Origin of the sequence: Pedobacter sp. CFBP9032, assembly GCF_034045265.1 — a bacterium.
Lineage (GTDB): Bacteria > Bacteroidota > Bacteroidia > Sphingobacteriales > Sphingobacteriaceae > Pedobacter.
The window spans coordinates 396,056-417,088 of record NZ_JAXCWE010000004.1; the positions used below are offsets into that span (position 1 = coordinate 396,056).

Sequence of the window (21,033 nt, forward strand, 5' to 3'; positions counted from 1 at the left end):
TAGATTTTAGCTATTATCCGCCTTTTTGAAGCGTAAAAGCAAAGGTAGTTCCAATGCCAGGCGTACTTCTTACCGAAATGGTTTGTTGATGTGCTTCCAGAATATGTTTTACGATGGCCAAGCCTAAGCCCGTACCACCTACTTCTCTTGCACGGTGGGTATCAATGCGGTAGAAACGTTCGAAAAGCCTGGCCAGGTGTTTTTCTTCAATCCCGATTCCATTATCTGTAACTTCAATAAGAAACTGATCGTGCAATTCAAATATTTTAATAGCGGTTTCGCCGTTTTCTATCCCATATTTTATACTATTCACAATGAGATTGATCAGCACCTGTCTGATTTTTTCGCGGTCAGCATTTACACTCGTAATTGCAGTATATTTATCTTTAAAAAAAAGCTTAATGTTTTTTGCTTTCGCCCTGTCTTCCAGGTTTTCCATTACATCTTTAGCAAGGGATACAAAATCAAATTTTTGATAATTGATGGGCGATTCACCTGTTTCTAATTTTGCGATAGCATCCAGGTCATTAATCAGGTAACTTAATCTTTCTACGTTATTTTCTGCTTTTTTTAGAAATTTAATCGCCATATCCGGATCGTCAGTAATACAATCCTGCAATGTTTCTATATAACCCTGAATGGCAAAGAGTGGTGTTTTAAATTCGTGAGATACATTTGAAAGGAATTCTCTTCTAAATTGTTCTTGTTTTTTAAGCAGATCAATTTCTTTTTTCTTTGCGCCAGCCCATTCTTTTACTTCTTGTTCCACATCGTTTATCGGGTCAGAACTTACATACTCACCCAAGGCGTCTTTTAGATCTTTTCCAAGTTTTAGGTTGTGAATCAGCTTATAAATCAGCTTAATTTTATTGTAGATATATTTTTCCAGCAGGTAATAAAAAACGAGAAAACTACTTAAAAATGAAACCCCAAAGGAGATGGCGAGATAATAAAAGCTATGCTGGAAATAAAAGTTAACCATCCCGATGGATAGCGCAACAGCTAAAGCCGTAAATAAAACCAGCACACTTAATTTCATGTTGCAATTTAACGGTTTTATATTAAATCGATGTTAAGCCAATTGCTTTTCAGTTAAATATTTCCAATATCTTTTTGGTACATGTTGCAGATGAAGTTTGGTGTTTTTTCGGGCAACAATATTGGCGCTTTTAAAATAATCTTTCCATAAAACGGCATAAAGTTCTTCCTTTTCATCCATCAGGGCTAATGAAGGATTTGGATTTTTCGCGCCATCAGAAAAGTTGATGGTTACTTCTTCAACAGAATTTAAATCATAATGAAGGCCATATTTACGTTTTAAATCGTAGATGATCCATTGTTGATCAGCATAGCGATTTTTAAAATGATTAGAAATTAAGGGTAGTACATTAAAATCAGGATCTATGGAAGTATAAAACATACCATCTCCTGTTTTTTGAAACCTGATGAAAGCTTCCATACGGTGTTTTTCGCGTTCCACGCTTTTTGCATATTTTGCAAGTGCAATCACATGATCATTGCCATAGTTTGCCGCTGCACCCATTTCGTTTTCAAAAATATAAATGGCGAACTGGAAAAGGTGATTGTAAGCCTCTGGAATTTCTGATAAATAGCTGCAATAGAACGTCCGCTGCCAGTCTTTTTTTAATTTTTTTTGAAGCCCTTTCCAAACGCGATCTGCTTTTTCCTGGTTGGTAATGATTTCGACGGTTTCGGTAAAAGCTTCTGGCTGGAAAATAGTGTTAAATTGCAATGTAGTAGGGCCAGGCTTCCGCTCAAACCATTCAAACACCGAAGTTAATAAGCCCGTAAGGGAACCATCGAAAGTATAAATCATTAAAGTTATCGCGCTTAGCGGTTTAATAGTGTAGTGAGTTGGAATTGCAGGAAGCAGACAGCTGATCCGTTTTCCGATCATGGAACTGTTCTTTGTCCCTTGCTCTTTTCTCTTTGTTCCTTGCTCTTTATTCTTTTCTCTTTGCTCCTTGTTCTTTGCTCCTTGTTCTTTACTCTTTGCTCCTTAATCCTTGCTCTCTTTCCTTATTCCATTAAAATAAGATAAGCTGATTATTATCTGTCTTTAGGTATTTACTTTGGCTCTCGGCCATGATAAAGGCCTTTATTTGCGTTCCCTGATAATCTCTTAACTGATAAGGGCTATCTGCACAAGTAATAAAATGTTTCGCCCTGTTGTAAGCCACACCTATTTTTTTCAACTGGTCTATTCTTAGCTTTCCGAATTTTCTGGCCTGAACAATTTTCTTTGCAGACATTACACCGATGCCGGGAATGCGTAGAATCATTTTATAGTCTGCTTTATTAATATCAACAGGAAAATGCTGCATGTTTCTAATTGCCCAGCTTAATTTCGGATCGATATCTACATCTAAATTCGGATTGGCATCGTTTAAAATTTCCTGAACTTTAAATCCATAGAACCGCATTAACCAATCCGTTTGGTACAGCCTGTTCTCTCTTAATAATGGAGGCTGAGTGCCCAAAATTGGCATCCTGCTATCGTTACTGATGGGTACGTAGCCCGAATAATAAACTCTTTTTAAAGCAAAATTTTTATAAAATGCATTAGCCGTATACATAATGTCTTTATCGCTCTCTGGTGTGGCACCAATTACCATTTGTGTACTTTGGCCTGCCGGAACAAATTTCGGAACATGTTTAATGAGTTTCTTATCTGCTGCAAACTGAACAATATTTTGTTGCACAAAATCTAAAGGTTTAATCACATCTGCATGACTTTTTTCGGGAGCTAAAAGTTTAAGGCCAGCTTCGGTTGGCATCTCTAAGTTGATACTCATTCGATCTGCATATAATCCGGCTTCCTTAATTAACTCTTCACTGGCGCCAGGAATGGTTTTTAAATGAATATAGCCATTATAGCGTTGTTCTAAACGAAGCTTTTTACACACCAAAAGTAAGCGTTCCATGGTAAAATCCGCATTTTTGAAAATTCCAGAACTCAAAAATAGCCCTTCAATATAATTCCTGCGGTAAAAATTCATGGTGAGGTCTACCACTTCATCTACTGTAAAAGCAGCCCGTTTTATATCATTACTTTTTCTGGAAACACAGAACAGGCAATCGTAAATACAATGATTGGTTAAAAGAATTTTTAAAAGCGATACACATCGGCCGTCTTCAGTATAGGTATGGCAGATGCCGGATGAGTGGCTATCGCCAATGCCTTTATTATCATTTTTCCGAGTGCCACCACTTGATGAGCAGGAAACATCATATTTAGCAGCGTCGGCAAGAATGTTTAACTTTTCACGAATTCGATCAGACATAGGTTTTTATTTACTAACAAATATAGCTTTATGGCTAAAAATATTAGTAAATAAAAATAAAGAAACCACTCTTTAAGGGAATATTATGTAATAGAAAAATATTTAAACAAGGCAATTTAGTAGACGTCTTATTCACCTTCCCATTCACGGTAAAACTGATCCAGGTAATCCAGCATAAACTGGTGCCTTTTCTCCGCTATTTTCTTTCCGGCGTGAGTATTCATCATGTCTTTCAGCAACAGCAACTTTTCATAGAAATGATTAATGGTTGGTGCCGTGGTGTTTTTATAACTTTCTTTCGAGAGGTGTTCTTCAGCTTTAATTGCCGGATCATATAAAACCCTGTTTTTAAAACCACCATAGGTAAAGGCTCTCGCAATTCCTATAGCGCCAATGGCATCTAAACGATCTGCATCCTGAACAATTTGCATTTCTTTCGATGTAAAGCTATTGCCATCAAAACTGTTTTTGAAAGACATGTGCTGAATAATAAGTTTAACGTGTTCTACGATCTCTGCCTCGATAGCAATAGACTGCAAGAAAGATGCAGCCATATTGGGGCCTAATTCTTCATCTCCATTATTAAATTTTGGATCAGCAATGTCGTGCAATAGCGCTGCGAAAGCAACAACTAGTTCGTTGCCGTGTTCTTCTTTGTTGATGTTTATAGCCGTTTTTAAGACACGTTCAATGTGAAACCAATCGTGGCCGGCTTCGGCATCTTTTAGCGTTTGTTTAACGAAAGTGATGGTTTTTAGGATAGAATCTTGCATAATTAGTATTTGCAACAAAGATATTGGAAATAGGTGCAAGGATAAAAAAATGATATCAACAGCGGAAGTTATTAACTCACCGCTGCTGCCCTCTGCTCGTCGTCAGATATGATTTTTATTAAATCGTTAGGATTTAAGGTTAACAAATGCGTAACCTCGACTTCTAAAATTTCAGAAACCTGAAATAAACGATCAATTGTAAGTTTACTATAGCCAAGTTCAATTTTACTATAGGCATTCTGCGAAATTTTTAATTTTGCCGCTAGATAATCTTGAGTATAATCTCTGTATTCTCTAATTTTTCTAATGTTCCCGGCAACGTTTTTCGTCTTCAAAGCTAATACATCTTCCATAAAAAGGGATAATTTTTATAATTTTTTAATATATACGAGTCTTTTATTCCTATAGTTTTTCGAAATGGAAGTTTTTAGCACTATAAGGAATCAATAACGTGAGTAACCGATGGTATCGATTAAACAAACACATAACCTAAAAGTTTAATGTATTCCGTTTTGTTTTTGAAAATCAATATTTTAGAAATCTTTCAGATCAATAATTTCCGGAGGTTTTTAATCGAATTGATAGGATTTTGACAAAATGAAATAGGCATTAATTTAGGTATTATTCATTCTAATAAGGGTATGAATCTATAGATTAACGTTTAAGGCTGGTTGAGGAAGGATTGCTTTGGCAGGAAGCTTGATCACTGCCTTGCGTTTCATGAAATAATAAAACCTGAATTTTCCAGTATCTTATTTCATAGATACTAAAAATTCAGGCTTGGTCGATTGGATCGATGATTTAAGAAACAGTTTCTTGTTCAACCAATGGTGCGCGGCGGGAGCCATCATACAATTCGTATTCAAGTAAGCGACAATCTAGTTTTCCATTGTAAAATTCCAGCTTACGCGAGGCCTTTAAACCTATCTTTTTAGCAAGGTCTGGGTTTCCGGTAAAAATATAGCCCGAGTAACCTTTGCATTTTGTTTTCATATAATCGCCCATGCGTTTATACGTTTGCTCAAGTTTGCTGTGAACACCCAATCGCTCTCCATATTCCGGGTTGAAGACTACGGTGCCTTGCCCTTCTTCAGGAACGGGCGTAAGTTCAAAATCACAAACTTCAAATTCAATTAGCGTATCTACGCCAGCAGTTTTTGCATTTCTTCGGGTTACTTCTACCGCATCTTCAGAAAGATCGGAAGCGATAATTTTAAGATCAGTGTTTTTAATTACCTGGTCTTTTAAAATTCTTCTCTCGGCAAAAAAGGCTTCTTCTTCATATCCTAAAATATGCATGAAAGCATAGTTCATTCTGTATAAACCAGGTGCACGGTTAGTTGCAATTAACGCTGCTTCGATGGCTAAGGTTCCAGAACCACACATGGGGTTAATAAAAGGTGATTTGCGATCCCATTTGGTAGCATAGATTACGCCGGATGCAAGTGCCTCCAGCATCGGTGCTTTTCCTGGTATTTTACGATAACCGTGTTTGGCAAGCGTTTCGCCAGAGGTATCCATAAAAACATCGGCATCGGCATCTTTCCAATATAAATGGACTACTGCTTTATTTGCATCTGAGCCAGAATTTGGACGAATCCCCTTCTTCTCTTTCATTCGGTCTACAATCGCATCTTTTACTTTCAGGTTGGCAAAAAGCGGCGTAGTGATGTTTGGATTGTCAACATTTGATGTTACGGAGAAATAACCAGCAAAATCGATCAGTTCTTCCCATTCAATTGCTGCAATCTCGTTATATAAATCATCGGGCGTAATGGCCTTAAAACTTTTAATCGAATATAAAATCTGACTGGCACAACGCAAGTTCAAATTCAGCTTAATACACTCTGTAAGGGTGATATTCAGTTCAACACCAGTTTGAAAGGCTCTTTCTATAGTGTAACCTAAAGCCGTAACCTCATCTTGTAAATACGGAGAAAGGCGTTTGTTGCAGGTGATAATAACCCTGCTTTTATTGTGGAAAACTTGCATCATAATATATGCGAAGTTATCAATAAAATTATAGAGATTTGGCTTTTATACGTACAATATTAGTATTAGTTATGGAAATTAAAGGAAAAGTACACGAAGTAGGTGCAACGCAGCAAGTGAGTGAAACGTTTAAAAAACGTGATTTAATAGTAGAATACGCAGAAAATCCAACGTACCCAGAATATATCCGTTTTGAGGCTTTACAAGATAAAACTGCATTATTAGATACATTTAAAGCGGGTGATGAGGTTGAGGTTTTCTTTAATTTACGCGGTCGCCCATGGACAGATAAAACGGGTAAAACATCATATTTCAACAGTTTGGTAATTTGGAGAATCAATGCTGTTGCAGCAGGCGCTCCATCCGCAGCAGCCCCAGCTTATGCCGCTCCGGTTGATGTTAGCAATGCACCAGGTGAAGATGATGATTTGCCTTTCTAAATAAAGAATCTTTTTTAAAGCAAACAATTTTGAACCATGCCGGGGCTTCTGCCCCGGCATTTTTTTTTGCGTAACTTTTTTTATTCTTGCTGTCTATTATTCATGATGGCTTCCAATCTTGGTGGGTTCTACAACATCGAAAAAGCTACAAACCTTTTATAACTAAAGTTATAGCAAGGCAAACAGTTATAATAAATCTTTAAGATATGAAAAATATTAGCTTTTTAATTATCACCATGCTTTTGTTAAGCTGCCGTAGTGTAAAACCCCCAAAACTCATCTTTTACCAGGATATTAAACATGAAGAACTAAGTAAGTCAGAACCAAAAGTTTCTGCCTCTATTTATATTATCCAAAATTATAGTTCTTCGGTTCGGATTGAAAAAATGATTGATAGTTTAGCTTATGCAATAGGTAATGGTAAACAAGATAATCAGTACATTTTGCAGCTATATAAAGAATCTTCTAAAACGAATTTAATCAATTTAAAGAAAAACCCCCGCGATTTAGATAGGTATTCTGATGTACAAGACCATTTATTCGATTATGTATGGTACAATAAGAAGTTTATAGGAAAACAAAAATTTAGGAATGGACAAATAATATCGGATAAAAATGTAAAACTGAGCCCACCACCAAAAGAAAAATAATGATACTATATTTTCCTTTAAAGAATATTGCTATTTGTTTATACGAAGATTAGAATAAATTTTGAACCATGCCGGGGCTTTTGCCCTGGCATTTTTTTTTGCCGCTGTATCGTTTATATCTTCATTTACAACGCAATACCCGTTGTTAAAATATGTTAAAAACATTCTTCTCCATTACTGAATCAGTATTTTTGGTATCTGATTAATTTAAAAGACGCTTTATTTATCTTTTTTAAGAGGTAAGGCAATCCCAGGTTAATGAAAAAAAGAAGTTTTTGGTTTATAACCGTATTAATGACGGTGGCTTTGCTTGGTGTTTTTGTAATGCAGTTGTATTACATCAGGGAAGCTTATTACCTAAAATCTCAACTTTTTGATCAACAGGTAAATCAAACCTTAGCCAACGTAGTAAAAAAGATCGAACGTTTAAACGTAGCTGATCACCTGAATAAGAAAGATGCTGAAAACAAGCTTAGAATGCTTCAGGATTCCAGGCAACGGGCATTGGATGTTAAAGATCTAAGGCAACAATTTGCGCAAGAATCCGAGTTAAGACAAGCGGAGCATGAAAGCCAGATTGAAAATTACTTAAATCAGCAAGATAGTATTATCAGGGTATCTTACCGGAAAACAAATCTGATTTCTGAAAGTGATTTTAAATCCCTTTCTACACCTAAGCCATCCATCAGCGGTACCCGCCTGGATGTAGAGATGGATGCGATTGTGGATTTGAACAGCCTGAACCTGAAAGGGTACAGCATGAGAACGAAATTAGTTTCGCCAAATGCAAAAACCTTTAATTTCAGAACACCCCAGAACCTTCCAGATACGATCAGGTATTTGGTATCCGATCCGTTAACAGGAAATCCACTACTGGTCGGTTTGCCTAAAATTTCGGAAGACTTAAATAGAAAATTTAAACGTCAGGATGAAATTGCACGGAAGAAATTGGAACTTAAAATTGCTTCTCTTGGAAAAGATACCTTTTCTTATACTCGCTTAAGTGTGGTAGAAGATGTTTCTAAAGAGTTGCAGGAAGTGAATGTTCCATTATATAAACGGATAAATTTTGAGGTGCTGGGTACTTTGCTTAAAGAAGAATTACTTACCCACAATATTAACCAGAAGCCTTCTTATAAAATTTCGCTGGCCAAAAAAGATTCGATTTTATATGTAGAGGCTTCGAATGGTAAGCAGGAATTCCTGCCAGAAAACACGTATAAAACTCCGCTCTTTGGAAATGATTTGTTCCGGGATCCGGGAACATTGATCGTAAGTTTCCCCAATAAAAACTCTGCCATTGTATCAAACCTGAGTGCAACGTTGGCATCATCAGTAGGTTTACTTTTGGTGTTGGTTTTTATTTTTTCTTACACGCTTTATGCCATTCTGAAGCAGAAGAAAATATCGGAGATGAAAACAGATTTCATCAACAACATGACGCATGAGTTTAAAACCCCGGTGGCCACCATTATGATTGCCAGTGAGGCCCTAAAAGACCCTGAGGTTACCGAAGATAAAAACAGGTTGAGCAGGCTGGCCAACATTATTTATGATGAAAATGTGCGGTTAGGAAGTCATATAGAACGGGTTTTAAGTATTGCCAGATTGGAAAAAGGCGAACTTAAAATGGAGAATACTGAAGTCGATATGAATGACCTCATCATTATCGTTCTAGACAGTATGGAGCTTCAATTACAAAAGCGAAATGCCATTATTAATCTTCATACAAATGCTACAAATGCTGTTGTTTATGGTGATGAATTACATCTTTCGAATGTGCTTTATAACCTGATAGATAACGCTAATAAATACAGTGCAGATGTGCCGGTAATTACGATTGCTACACGGAACACCAGTAAACATCTGATTATCGAAATTTCTGATCAGGGAATAGGAATGACAAAAGAACAATCGAAAAGAGTTTTCGACCAGTTTTATCGCGTTCCAACCGGGAATTTACATGATGTAAAAGGCTTTGGCTTAGGGTTAAATTACGTTCAGGATATTATTAAGAAGTTAAACGGTACAATTAAAGTAAATAGTGAAAAAGATAAAGGAACAACGTTCGAAATATCTTTACCTTTATAAATCAGGGTAATCGGCACCTCATTAGCATGGGTTGATACACTGATTTTTAGCCCGCAAACTTTGCCTAGTATAGTGGCGTAAATTAAAACTGATTATAATTAAACCACTATATACATTCAGAATCAAACATCTGGTGTAGCACATACTACACCTGTGAATAAAATCAAAAACATGAAAAAAATACTTCTGGTAGAGGACGATCCGAATTTAGGTTTATTGTTACAAGATTATTTGCAATTAAAAGGCAAATTTGATGTTGTTTTGTGTAGCGATGGGGAAGAGGGTTTAAAAGCTTTTAACAAGCAGAATTTCGACCTTTGTATCTTTGATGTAATGATGCCTAAGAAAGATGGCTTTACTTTGGGTAAAGACATTAGAAAGGTGAATTCCCATGTTCCGATTATATTTGCAACGGCTAAAACCATGCTTGAAGATAAATCTGCTGCGTATGATTTAGGTGGTGATGATTATATTACTAAACCTTTTCGCATTGAAGAACTGTTGCTTAGAATTAACGCGATGTTTAAACGCGTAGCCAGTAAAGATAGCAATGCCGAAGAAGCCGTTGAAACACAATTCGCCATCGGCAGTTATCATTTTGATTACACCACACAAATCATCACCCACCACGATCAGCAACAAAAGCTTTCTACTAAGGAAGCAGAATTATTACGCCTGCTTTGCCTGAAAAAGAATACGGTTTTAACCCGGGAAGAGGCGCTGTTAAGCATCTGGCACGATGATAATTATTTCAACGGTAGAAGTATGGATGTATTTTTAAGTAAACTACGTAAATATTTAAAAGGAGATGCGAACGTAGAGATTATTAACGTTCATGGCAAAGGGTATAAGTTGTTGGTGAGTTAGGTAGAACGTTCAAACGTTGGGATGTTGTAAAGTTGAAATGTTTTAGGCGACGAAAATAACTTCCCAGCATTTAAGCCTTCCGACTCTCAACCCCTTTAAACAAAGTGTTTGCTGGTGTTGAAACGTTGAAATGTTCTTGGCGCCAAAATCAACTTTCCAACATTTAAGCCTTCCAATTTTCAACCATTTTAAATATAAAGGTTCTCTTGGATAGCAGGGATAATACTTCTTTCCTGTGCAAGCTTAAATAAAGTATCTACCGCATTTCTGCCTTCGGCACCTAAGTTGATGCTGTATTTGTTTACGTAAAGTTCAATGTGTTTGTACATCACGGCCTCATCCATGGCTTGCGCATGTTCGCGGATAAATCCGATACTAGATTTTGGATGAGCAAATGCATATTCAACCGATTCGCGGATTAACCGGTTTACTTTTAATTGCACCTCGCGATCTAAATTCCTATTGATCACGATTCCACCCAAAGGAATGGCACAACCTGTTAGTTTTTCCCAGTAATCGCCAAGATCTACAATCTTGGTTAAGCCTTTATCCTGATAAGTAAACCTGTTTTCATGTATAATTAAGCCAAGGTCAATCTGATCTTCCAACAAAGCGGTTTCAATTTCTGAAAAAACCAATTCTTGTTTATGCTGAAGTTCCGGATAAGCAATGCTTAATAAAAAGTTGGCAGTGGTATATTTTCCCGGAATCCCGACACGAATGCTGGCAGGATCACTTTTTATTTTTTCGGCTAATGTTTCCTGATCATACTTATGGCTGATTAACAAGGGGCCAACACCAAAACCTAAGGCGCTGCCGGCATCCAGAAGTGCGTATTGACTTACTGCATAGGCAAAGGCATGAAAACTTAACTTGGTAATATCAAGCTGGCCTTTCATCGCCTTCTGATTTAAGGTTTCAACGTCGTCATAAGTAACCTCAAATGTTAATCCGTCGGTGTCTATCTTATGGTGAATGAGCGCATCAAATATAAACGTATCGTTAGGGCATGGTGAAAAACCGAGTGTAAGTTTCATAATATCAAAATTAAGGCTTGCGATAAACTAAAACGTCATAATCAGTTCATTTCTGCAATAAAGGCAATTGCCCAGTCGTTCAGGTTTTTAATGGCCAGGCCGATTTTCCAGTTATCTTTGTTTCTGGGCTCCACATAATTAGAAATGCTGCGAATTTGAATGCAGTCGATATTTGCTTGCTTACAAGCATAGAAAACAGCTGCGCCTTCCATACTTTCAACTGAAGGGTTGAATCGGTTAATTTGATTTTGAATGCTTTTTTCATTGCCACTTACCCGATTAACCGTAACGGCACGAACCATAGGCAGGTTAATAGTTAACTGCGTTTTATTCAGATAGCGATTCTCTCCAAAACCTAACTCCGTAATGCTTAAAAATTCATCTTCGTTTTCTGCCCCAAGTTCTGCAAAAATATCTTCCGTAATATTTACCAAGGCACCTAATTCTATGTTTCTGTCAAATGACCCCGCAATTCCCAGATTCAGAACCAACTGATATTGGTTGGCTAAATGTTGTCCTAAAGCAAAGGCTGTAGCCACCATGCCCACTCCGGTAATTAGCACATCAAAATACTTGCTTTCTACAAAATCTTTTTCTGGCAGGCTAAAATGCTGATAAAAAAGAGATAGTTCGGCCTTAGTAGCGGCAACAAGTAAAGTTTTCATAAGGTAAATTTAACAGATTGTTTTCATTAAACGCTGGTTTCTTTCTGCTTTGATGTTTAGCCTTTAAGCTTAATCAGTATATTTGTTGTTTATTCAATAGTAATGATTTATATAACAAGAAAAGCATCATTTAATGCGGCCCACAAGTTGGCTAGACCGGATTGGGATGATGATAAAAATAATGAAGTTTATGGAAAGTGTGCTAATCCAAACTGGCATGGCCATAATTATTGGTTATATGTTACTGTAAAAGGGGAAGTTAATCCTGAAACAGGCTTTCTGGTAGATTTGAAGTGGTTGAAAGACGTGATGAATACCTACGTGGTAGACAAAGTTGATCATAAAAACTTAAATCTGGATGTCGACTTTATGAAAGGCAAACTGGCCTCAACAGAAAATTTAGCCATCGAAGTTTGGAATCAGTTACTGGCTCCGATTGCTGAAAGTGGTGCGATTTTGCATTGCGTAAAAATCTATGAAACCGAAAATAACTTTGTTGAATACTTTGGTTAAAAACCTATATTAATGAGCACTAAAGATGTATTAAAAGACGAATCGATAGATGGCTATGTAAAAATAGATCGTTATAACGATAGCAAAATTGAGGCTATAGCCACCCACTATAAAGATGTTTTAACTCAGTTGGGTGAAGATCCTGAACGTGAAGGTTTAGTGAAAACACCAGAACGCGTAGCTAAAGCCTTGCAATACTTAACCCATGGTTATGATTTAAACCCGGCTGAGATTTTAAAATCGGCGATGTTTAAAGAAGATTACAGCCAAATGGTGGTGGTTAAAGATATCGAGGTTTACTCGATGTGCGAACACCACATGTTGCCTTTTTTTGGAAAGGCACATATTGCGTATATCCCTAACGGACATATTGTTGGCTTAAGCAAAATTCCGCGAATAGTTGATGCTTTTGCCCGCCGTTTACAGGTACAGGAACGCTTAACCAATGAGATTAGAGATTGTATTCAAAATACGCTGAACCCAATGGGTGTAGCTGTAGTAATGGAATGCAAACACTTGTGTATGTCTATGCGTGGGGTTCAAAAGCAAAATTCTGTTACCACTACTTCAGCTTTTACAGGTACATTTTTAAGTAATGATAAAACAAGGGCAGAATTTTTAAGATTAATTACAGCGAGTTTGGACTAATTGGTATCGAGTATTTAGTATCAAGTAGAAATAAGAAATTTCAGGTAAAATAGTATTTAGTAGAAAGTAATAAGTATCAAGATAGGGCAATAGATCAAAAACGCTAAGTGCCAAACGCGATACGCCAAACTAATTATAATGAAAGCATATATTTTTCCCGGTCAGGGAGCACAATTTGTAGGTATGGGTAAGGATCTTTATGAGCACCCGAAAGCTGCAGAATTATTTGAAAAAGCAAATGAAATTATCGGTTTCCGCATTAGTGATATTATGTTTAGCGGAACGGATGAAGAACTTAAGCAAACCAATGTAACACAGCCTGCAATCTTCTTGCATTCTGTTATTTTAGCGAAGGTTTTGGGTGATGGGTTTAAACCAGATATGGTTGCTGGTCATTCTTTAGGCGAGTTTTCTGCATTGGTTGCCGCGAATGCGCTCTCATTTGAAGATGGATTTAAGCTGGTAATTGCACGGGCAAATGCCATGCAGAAAGCCTGTGAAGCACAACCTTCTACCATGGCGGCTATTTTAGGTTTAGCTGATGATGTAGTAGAAAACATTTGTGCAGAAATTGATGCTGTTGTTGTTCCGGCGAATTACAATTGCCCTGGCCAGTTGGTTATTTCTGGTAGCATAGAAGGAATTGATTTGGCTTGCACGAAATTAACTGAAGCAGGAGCGAAAAGGGCTTTGAAATTAAATGTTGGTGGTGCCTTCCACTCTCCTTTAATGGAGCCTGCTAAAATTGAGTTGCAGGAGGCTATTGAGGCAACCAATATTGCTGCTCCAATTTGCCCGGTATACCAGAATGTTGATGCAAAACCTTATACCGACCCGGCAGAAATTAAGGAAAACTTAATTAAGCAGTTAACTGGAGCGGTACGTTGGACACAAACCGTTACCAATATGTTGGCAGATCAGGCTACCGAATTTGTTGAAGTTGGGCCCGGTAATGTATTACAAGGATTGGTTAAAAAAGTGAGCAGGGAAGTGCAAACCAGCAGTGCTACACTAGCCTGATATTCTATTAAAATTTTATAATTTGCAGCGCCATAAACAAACGGTTTATGGCGCTGTTTTTGTCTATATTTACCTTTATCAAAATTAATGACGTTGAGCTTTGGTGTAAAAATTAGATTTCTGCTGTTTGTATTGGCTTGTTGCCTGATTACAACTTCTATCTCATTAAGCAAGTTTACCACCAAATCTGAGCTTCTGGAAAGAGATGCGAGAGAAGTTCAAAACAATCTCCTGATCAAAGAGAGAATTGTTCAGGATTTTCTATCGGATAATAAGCAGGTAGAAAAAGCAAAACACCTGCATGAAAATCCAAATAATGCGATCGAATTTTTAACGACCTTCAGAAACGATAAAGGCATTAATCTGCTAACATTTCAAAATAACCAACTCAAGTTCTGGAGTACTTATAAAGTTACTGATATTGATATCACCACGGTAAGAGAAGGAAAATCTGTTTTATTTTTTTATAATGCCTGGTACGAAGTAACCAAGCACACCGAAGGCAATTTTAGTTTGGTGTTTTTAATTACCATTCAATCTCAATATCCATTCAAAGAAACACAGTATTTTAAAAATGATTTAGATCCCTTTCTTTCTAAATCTAAATTATTAACATTAGCCTCTTTTACTGATAAGGATGTTTACACGATAAAAAGCCTTGATGATAAATTTCTCTTTGGGTTAAAAGTAAAACCAGGCTATACTTCCGATTACTATTCTGCTATACAACTGTGGTTATTTATAGGGGGCATGCTCTGTATATGCATGTTTTTCAACTCGCTGAGTTCATTGGTGGCAAGAAAAGGATATATTGTTTCCGGCACTTTTCTATTACTGGCTTTTTTTGCCGTATTCCGGCTTTCTGATTTATATTTTGGCTGGTTTAACCATCACTTTTCGCTACCGCTCTTCGATCCGCGGATTTATGGCGATAGTTTTATGATGCCATCTCTTGGCGATTTTCTACTTAACGTATTTGCTTTAACCTGGTTTTTATTATTTGTTTATAACCACAAGGAGCAATATCAATTCCCTGAATGGATTAAAAAAAATAAATTGCTCAGTATCCTTATTCACGGCTTGTTATTGGTGTTCATAAGCCTTATCGCTTATTTTAGTGATGAACTTTTTTTTGGACTCATCTATAATTCAAAAATCAATTTTGAAATTATTAATATTCTAAAACTAAGCGGATCCAGTTGGGTAAGTATTGTAATTTTATGCCTGGTTTGGTTTCAAATATACTTGCTTACTGTTATTGTGGCAACCATAAGCCTGCCACTTAAAGTAACCAATAAAGAACGATTGGTGATCTTCTTAACCGGTTTTGCTGCCTTGTTTGTGTATAAGCTGGCAACAGATTTTACAGCCTTTTTTATCGTATTTGCACTGATACTATTTATCATAGCAAGAGGTGTTTATATTCAGGAGAAAAGATTTTCGGTAGGTTTATTTGCCCTCGTATTCTTTTGCCTTGCGTTTAATACCTCCATCAAATACATCAAGTATAAGGATATTAAAGAGCGGAGTTTACGCGAGCCCTTAGCCAGGAAGGTACAGTCGTCAGAAGATCCGAATGCGATAATCTCATTGGGTGTGCTGGAATCGCAGTTATTGAACGATCAGTTTTTAGTTCGTTATTTTAAGCAGGGAATAGAAACGAATTATCCGGTATTAAAAAATCATATCAAAAACTATATGGATGGCTACCTATCCAGATATGATTATCAAATTTATCCCTATAAAAAGGATGGTACCAGTGCAGATAATATCAGGAGCCAGCCATTTTCAAAATATAAAAACCTGGTAGAATCTGGTTCGGTTAAAATAAACGGGGGGAACTATTTTTATCAGGTGAATAATACTTTCGGTTACCAGGATTATTTTGGAATAATTTCGGTATTGGATGGGGGTTCTTTGCTGGGTACACTGGTTATCGAACTTCGTTCTAAACCTTATAATTACAACAACAGGTTGCCAGATTTACTCGGCGACCAAAAGTTAATCAGAGATGAAGATTTTAGGGGTTATTCTATTGCGCTATACAACAATAATCGATTGCTTAACCAATCAGGAAATTATACCTATCCATTAGATGGTAAGGATTTTAAAGGGAAGAGAGATGATTTTGTAACTACCGGCGATAAACTATCTGCGTATAGCCATTTAATTTATAAGCCATCTGATAGTAAGATGGTTATCATCAGCAAAGAAAAAGTTGATTATGTAGAGCGCCTCGCAGCCTTATCATTTTTCTTTCTGGTATTTATTATTTTCTCTTTGGTGCTTTATGGATTGGTCTGGTTAATTAAAAACCTGGATGATGAACGCGTAGGCTGGTTTAGCATTAATCGATCACTCATGATTAACGCCAATAAGATTTTATATAAAACCCGGATTCAGGTGTCTATTGTGTTATCTGTAGTGGCTACTTTATTAATTGTGGGCTGGGTAACTTATTATTATATGGATAATGAGTATAGAAGCCAGCAAAATGACGCTATTAAGGATAAAATCAGGAAGGTGCAGCAAAATTTTGAAAAACAGGTTTTTAGTGGTGGAATTAAAGATGATGAGAATGCCCTGGCTGATTTTAACAACTTTGCAGATATCAACAATGCAGATTTAAATCTCTATGATATTCAGGGAGATTTACTTATGACAACCTATCCAAAGTTGTATAGTTATAAAGTAATCGGGCGTAAAATGGGGCCGCTAGCCTATACTTACCTTACACAATTGAAACGGTCTGAATACATTAATCCGGAGGAAAAAATCGGTAACCTTACCTATGCTGCGGCTTATGCACCCATTCGCAACGCCCAAAATGAAACCATTGCTTATATCGGTTTGCCCAACTATTCTAACGAAGAAGAGTATTCTGATAAGATTGCACTTTTTGTAAGTAATCTGATTAATATTTATGCCCTTGTTTTTGTGGCTGTTGGTGTATTAGCTGTATTCCTGGCCAATCAGATTACCAGTCCTTTAACGTTTATCCAGGAAAGCATTAGCCGGGCCAGGATTGGGCAACGTAATGAACCCATTGTATGGCGGAGGCATGATGAAATTGGCTCACTCATTAAAGAATATAATAGTATGATTGCAGCGCTGGAAGCCAGTGCGGTTAAACTTGCCCGTTCTGAAAGGGAGAGTGCCTGGCGCGAAATGGCCAAACAGGTGGCACATGAAATTAAAAACCCACTTACGCCATTAAAATTAGGCGTTCAGCTGCTTGATAAATCATGGAAAGAAAATGACCCGAACTTTGAAGTTAAATTTAACAAGTTCAGTAAGTCTTTCATTGAACAGATAGATAGCCTTTCTAAAATTGCCTCCGAATTCTCGAATTTTGCAAAAATGCCGGATACTAATTTAGAGAAAATCGAAATATTGCCTGTTTTGGGAAGGGCGAGAGAGGTATATAAAAATACAGACAACGTAGAAATAGATCTGCTCGATAAATCAAGTCAGAAAATTAATATTCTCGCGGATCAGGATCAGTTATTAAGGACCTTTAATAATTTGTTTAAAAATGCCATTGAGGCTATAGAAGGTAATGATCATTGCTGTATTACCATTGTTTTGTATAACGATAAAACACATGCTTTTATAGAAGTGAAAGATAATGGAAAGGGAATTCCGCAGGCATTACACGATAGGATTTTTGTTCCGAACTTTACTACAAAAACCTCTGGTACAGGTTTAGGTTTGGCATTTGTAAAACAAGCGGTAGAAAATGCAGGTGGTGAAGTTAGTTTCACTTCCGTGCCAAATGTTGGTACTACTTTTTACCTTACCTTTCCGTTGGCTTAATAAACAGGTGCTTTATTATTTTAACTCTACCTGTGCCTTGCCTAAGGTATTTCCGTTTGTATATAAAATTACAGTGTAAATCCCTTTCATAAATGCTTTTGGGTTTCGCCAGTCAATTACGTAAGAACTGTTATCATTATTGTAATCAATATAAATGGAGTGGCTGAATTGCATTTCTTGTCCCTCAGCCTCGAAACGGTCTTCATCATCTGCGAGCAGATTGCCTGCCGGATCAAATACCCTAAGGTAGATGTTATGGTGGCCTTTTGCAGCAAGTTCGTTTGGAACGATATTAAAACGAACACTAAGTTTTTCTGCAGTTGAAGATTTGGTTACCAATACTTTTTTGCCGCTGGATTTTGTTCTGAAAGCTACGATGTCTGCATTTTGGAGTTTCAATGCAGATGCTGTTTTTACTTTGGCATTAAGGTTAGCATTTTCATTTTCAAGGCTTGATGCCTTACTGCTCATGTTTCTGAGGGTATTTTCCAGGCTATCCCGACTATTCTTTAGGAAGATATTATCTCTTTGTAACTGAACGATCTGGTCGTTGTAATTCTTGACAAAAACTTTGAGTTCGCTTATTTGGGTATTTGCCTTATCCAGCTCCTCCTGAGTAATTTCTCCCTTTTCTAAGGCTACTTTAAGCGCTTCAATTTTCTCGCGGGCAAGTTTTTGTTCTTCAACTAGTTTTTCGTTTAGATCAAGGTTCAGGGCATTTACTTTATCCAGCTCTACTTCTATTTTTTCTACTTCTAAGCGGAGTTTATCTTTTTCTGTGCTTACTGTTACAAACTTTTTACTTTGCTGGCGGTCTTTAAAAAATAAATAAGCATTTGTACCAACAAGTGCGGCAATAACTATGATCAGGAAGTATATCTTATTTCTATCGCCCTTATTAATCTTTTGTGGTTCCATTCTTAAATAATGCTGTATCTTCTTAAATTAATATACTTTTGTTCTCCAATTGATAATGGTGGGGTACAATTAATTTAGCAAAACGCAAATTAGAATTATTAAAAAAAATTATAAGAGATTTTAAAAAAAATCGTTTAATTGCTAACATTCATTTGTATAACATACAAAAAGAAATCATCCTGAATAAAAAATAAGACAGAATAATGCTTAAAAACTTTCTATACGCACTTTTAATTGTAACTATACTACCATATATATTAAATGCACAACCTCCATCAAAAATTGCACCAAAAAGAGAGTTTAGGGGCGTTTGGGTGGCAACAGTAACAAATATCGACTGGCCATCCAGGCCAGGTTTAAGTGTAGACCAACAAAAACAGGAACTGATTGGCATTCTTGAACGGCATAAAGCGCAAGGAATGAATGCCATTATTTTACAGGTTAGGCCTGCCGGTGATGCTTTTTATGCTAAATCTCGCGAGCCATGGAGCCAGTGGTTAATGGGGCGCCAGGGTTTAGCCCCGGCACCAGGTTATGATCCGTTAACTTTTGCAATTAAAGAAGCGCATTTTAGAGGGATGGAATTACACGCCTGGTTTAATCCTTACCGGGCCAGTATGAGCAGCAGCACCGTTTTTAGTGATAACCATGCGTTTAAAAAACACCCTGAATGGTTTTTTATCTACGGTGGTAAAAAGCAGTTCGATCCGGGAATTCCTGATGTAAGGGAATATATTGTACAGGTAATTCTGGATGTGGTAAAAGAATACGATGTAGACGGCATTCACTTTGACGATTATTTTTATCCATATAAAATTGAAGGTCAGACCATAAATGACTCCAATACCTTTAATAAATACAAAGAGGATTTTACAGATATCAGAGATTGGAGAAGAAACAACGTTGATAAGCTGATTAAACAGCTTGATGACAGCATTCATCATTATAAAAAGTGGGTGAAGTTCGGGGTTAGTCCATTCGGTATCTGGCGCAATAAAAATGAAGATCCGGAAGGATCAGCTACCAGTGGTTTATCCAATTATGCAGAACTTTTTGCAGATAGCCGCAAATGGGTAAGAGAAGGCTGGGTAGATTATATTAACCCTCAAATTTATTTCACTTTTACCAGAAGAGTGGCGCGGTTTGGTACACTGGTAGATTGGTGGAGTAATAATAGTTATGGCAGACACGTATATATTGGTCAGGGTGCCTACTTAGTAAACTCAAGGGCTGAAGTGGCCTGGCGAAATCCTTCAGAAGTTCCGAATCAAATCAGATACATTAGAGAAAATAGCAGGATTCAGGGCAGCGTATATTTTAGTTCGAAGTCTTTAAGTACGGTGGCGAGGTCTTTAGCCGATTCATTAAAAAATGATTTGTACAAGTACCCGGCTTTACCACCACAAATGCCCTGGTTAGACGAGGTTGCGCCTAATCAACCACAACAACTATCAGCTGATGCTTTAAAAGATGGTGTACACCTGAAGTGGGAGAAGCCATTAAAGGCCAGCGACGGAGAAACTGCTTCTGGTTATGTAATTTATCGCTTTGCAGAAGGAGAGAAGATCTCTGTTTTAGATCCTAAAAATATTCTGAAAATTAGCTTTGAAGATTATGTTTCCTTTATTGATACCAGCATAGAAAGTGGTAAACGATACAGTTACCTGGTTACCGCTCTAGATCGGCTCAAAAATGAAAGTGAGCCAAGTGGACCTATCGGTGTTGAAGTGCCATTGGCGAAAGAATAATTTAAATGCTTTGATGTGAATCCTGCTTTTTAAAAGCAGGATTTTTTTGTTTTAAGACATTTAATTTTAAGATTTTCTTTTCCGCTCTTTGCCGCGGGGGCATGGTACTTTGGAGCGCCAAAGTACCCAAAGCGCTTTGTCAATCCAGCTAGTGGCCTTTCACGCCACCCCACACACATCAAAAAAACAGGGGTCACTTCGTTTTGTGTTCAAAATTCAATTAAGCTTCGAATTTATATTGATGAACACAAAACCAATGCGTTTAAGGTTCGGTAGTGCTGTTTGTACTATTGTGAAACTTTTTTTTGATTTCCCCGGCCCCTGGGATTGACGGCGCTCTTCGGTAAGGCCTGTGCTTTATTAAAGTTGGTCAGCAAAGTGTATAGAAAATCACTCTCGCAAGACATGTCCACACGGTAGTCATTCAGCAGGGTACCCAAAGTGCAGGATGGTTAAAAACAACAATAAATCGTTCAAATGGTATTGTAAAGTATATTATTAATCGAACTCCAGTTAATGAAAATAAATTTACAATATTTATGCAACCGAT

Annotated in this window: 18 protein-coding genes; 9 read left to right on the forward strand and 9 right to left on the reverse strand. The window is 37.1% G+C overall.

What is annotated here, in order from left to right; all coding sequences use genetic code 11:
• Positions 1-13: 13 nt before the first annotated feature.
• The 6 genes from SOM16_RS10375 to SOM16_RS10400 all read right to left on the reverse strand — a co-directional run bounded on the left by SOM16_RS10375 (position 14) and on the right by SOM16_RS10400 (position 6,070).
• On the reverse strand, positions 14-1,039 hold the full coding sequence (locus tag SOM16_RS10375) for a sensor histidine kinase (protein ID WP_320463935.1): 1,026 nt from the start codon (positions 1,037-1,039) through the stop codon (positions 14-16).
• 33 nt (positions 1,040-1,072) lie between these two features.
• A complete protein-coding gene (locus SOM16_RS10380; protein WP_320463936.1) occupies positions 1,073-1,837 on the reverse strand; it encodes a TIGR03915 family putative DNA repair protein in 765 nt (254 codons plus the stop codon).
• A gap of 211 nt (positions 1,838-2,048) precedes the next feature.
• Positions 2,049-3,305 (reverse strand): putative DNA modification/repair radical SAM protein, encoded by a 1,257-nt coding sequence (locus tag SOM16_RS10385; RefSeq protein WP_320463937.1) that lies wholly within the window; start codon positions 3,303-3,305, stop codon positions 2,049-2,051.
• 128 nt (positions 3,306-3,433) lie between these two features.
• The gene (locus tag SOM16_RS10390) at positions 3,434-4,078 is read right to left on the reverse strand and encodes an HD domain-containing protein (protein ID WP_320463938.1); all 645 of its coding nucleotides are present in this window, start codon (positions 4,076-4,078) and stop codon (positions 3,434-3,436) included.
• A gap of 71 nt (positions 4,079-4,149) precedes the next feature.
• Positions 4,150-4,431, reverse strand: a complete 282-nt coding sequence (locus SOM16_RS10395) for a helix-turn-helix transcriptional regulator (RefSeq protein ID WP_320463939.1) — start codon at positions 4,429-4,431, stop codon at positions 4,150-4,152.
• A 448-nt stretch (positions 4,432-4,879) separates the two neighbouring features.
• Positions 4,880-6,070, reverse strand: a complete 1,191-nt coding sequence (locus SOM16_RS10400; protein ID WP_320463976.1) for a THUMP domain-containing class I SAM-dependent RNA methyltransferase — start codon at positions 6,068-6,070, stop codon at positions 4,880-4,882.
• 71 nt (positions 6,071-6,141) lie between these two features.
• On the opposite strand from SOM16_RS10400, the gene SOM16_RS10405 reads away from it, so the two are divergent.
• The 4 genes from SOM16_RS10405 (at position 6,142) to SOM16_RS10420 (ending at position 10,118) form a co-directional block, all read left to right on the forward strand.
• Entirely contained in the window at positions 6,142-6,510 is a 369-nt protein-coding gene (locus SOM16_RS10405; RefSeq protein WP_029281815.1) for a DUF3127 domain-containing protein, read from the forward strand.
• Positions 6,511-6,716: 206 nt separating this feature from the next.
• Positions 6,717-7,160, forward strand: coding sequence for a hypothetical protein (locus SOM16_RS10410; protein ID WP_320463940.1), 444 nt, complete (start codon positions 6,717-6,719; stop codon positions 7,158-7,160).
• A gap of 258 nt (positions 7,161-7,418) precedes the next feature.
• A complete protein-coding gene (locus SOM16_RS10415) occupies positions 7,419-9,251 on the forward strand; it encodes a HAMP domain-containing sensor histidine kinase (RefSeq protein WP_320463941.1) in 1,833 nt (610 codons plus the stop codon).
• Positions 9,252-9,422: 171 nt separating this feature from the next.
• Positions 9,423-10,118 carry a response regulator transcription factor gene (locus SOM16_RS10420; RefSeq protein WP_320463942.1) on the forward strand — a complete coding sequence of 232 codons (696 nt, stop codon included), beginning with the start codon at positions 9,423-9,425 and terminating at the stop codon, positions 10,116-10,118.
• Between the two features lie 188 nt (positions 10,119-10,306).
• Here the strand turns inward: SOM16_RS10420 and SOM16_RS10425 are convergent, their stop codons facing one another.
• A complete protein-coding gene (locus tag SOM16_RS10425) occupies positions 10,307-11,155 on the reverse strand; it encodes a 1,4-dihydroxy-6-naphthoate synthase (protein ID WP_320463943.1) in 849 nt (282 codons plus the stop codon).
• Positions 11,156-11,196: 41 nt separating this feature from the next.
• Positions 11,197-11,820 (reverse strand): futalosine hydrolase, encoded by a 624-nt coding sequence (gene mqnB, locus SOM16_RS10430; RefSeq protein WP_320463944.1) that lies wholly within the window; start codon positions 11,818-11,820, stop codon positions 11,197-11,199.
• A 102-nt stretch (positions 11,821-11,922) separates the two neighbouring features.
• Between mqnB and SOM16_RS10435 the strand changes: the two genes are divergently transcribed.
• The 4 genes from SOM16_RS10435 (at position 11,923) to SOM16_RS10450 (ending at position 17,817) form a co-directional block, all read left to right on the forward strand.
• On the forward strand, positions 11,923-12,333 hold the full coding sequence (locus tag SOM16_RS10435) for a 6-pyruvoyl trahydropterin synthase family protein (RefSeq protein WP_320463945.1): 411 nt from the start codon (positions 11,923-11,925) through the stop codon (positions 12,331-12,333).
• 12 nt (positions 12,334-12,345) lie between these two features.
• Positions 12,346-12,981 (forward strand): GTP cyclohydrolase I FolE, encoded by a 636-nt coding sequence (gene folE / locus SOM16_RS10440; protein WP_320463946.1) that lies wholly within the window; start codon positions 12,346-12,348, stop codon positions 12,979-12,981.
• Between the two features lie 138 nt (positions 12,982-13,119).
• The gene (gene fabD, locus SOM16_RS10445; protein ID WP_320463947.1) at positions 13,120-14,001 is read left to right on the forward strand and encodes an ACP S-malonyltransferase; all 882 of its coding nucleotides are present in this window, start codon (positions 13,120-13,122) and stop codon (positions 13,999-14,001) included.
• Positions 14,002-14,088: 87 nt separating this feature from the next.
• A complete protein-coding gene (locus SOM16_RS10450) occupies positions 14,089-17,817 on the forward strand; it encodes a HAMP domain-containing sensor histidine kinase (protein WP_320463948.1) in 3,729 nt (1,242 codons plus the stop codon).
• A 15-nt stretch (positions 17,818-17,832) separates the two neighbouring features.
• Here the strand turns inward: SOM16_RS10450 and SOM16_RS10455 are convergent, their stop codons facing one another.
• Positions 17,833-18,735 (reverse strand): hypothetical protein, encoded by a 903-nt coding sequence (locus tag SOM16_RS10455; protein WP_320463949.1) that lies wholly within the window; start codon positions 18,733-18,735, stop codon positions 17,833-17,835.
• Between the two features lie 203 nt (positions 18,736-18,938).
• On the opposite strand from SOM16_RS10455, the gene SOM16_RS10460 reads away from it, so the two are divergent.
• Positions 18,939-20,483, forward strand: coding sequence for a glycoside hydrolase family 10 protein (locus tag SOM16_RS10460; RefSeq protein ID WP_320463950.1), 1,545 nt, complete (start codon positions 18,939-18,941; stop codon positions 20,481-20,483).
• Positions 20,484-21,033: the final 550 nt, after the last annotated feature.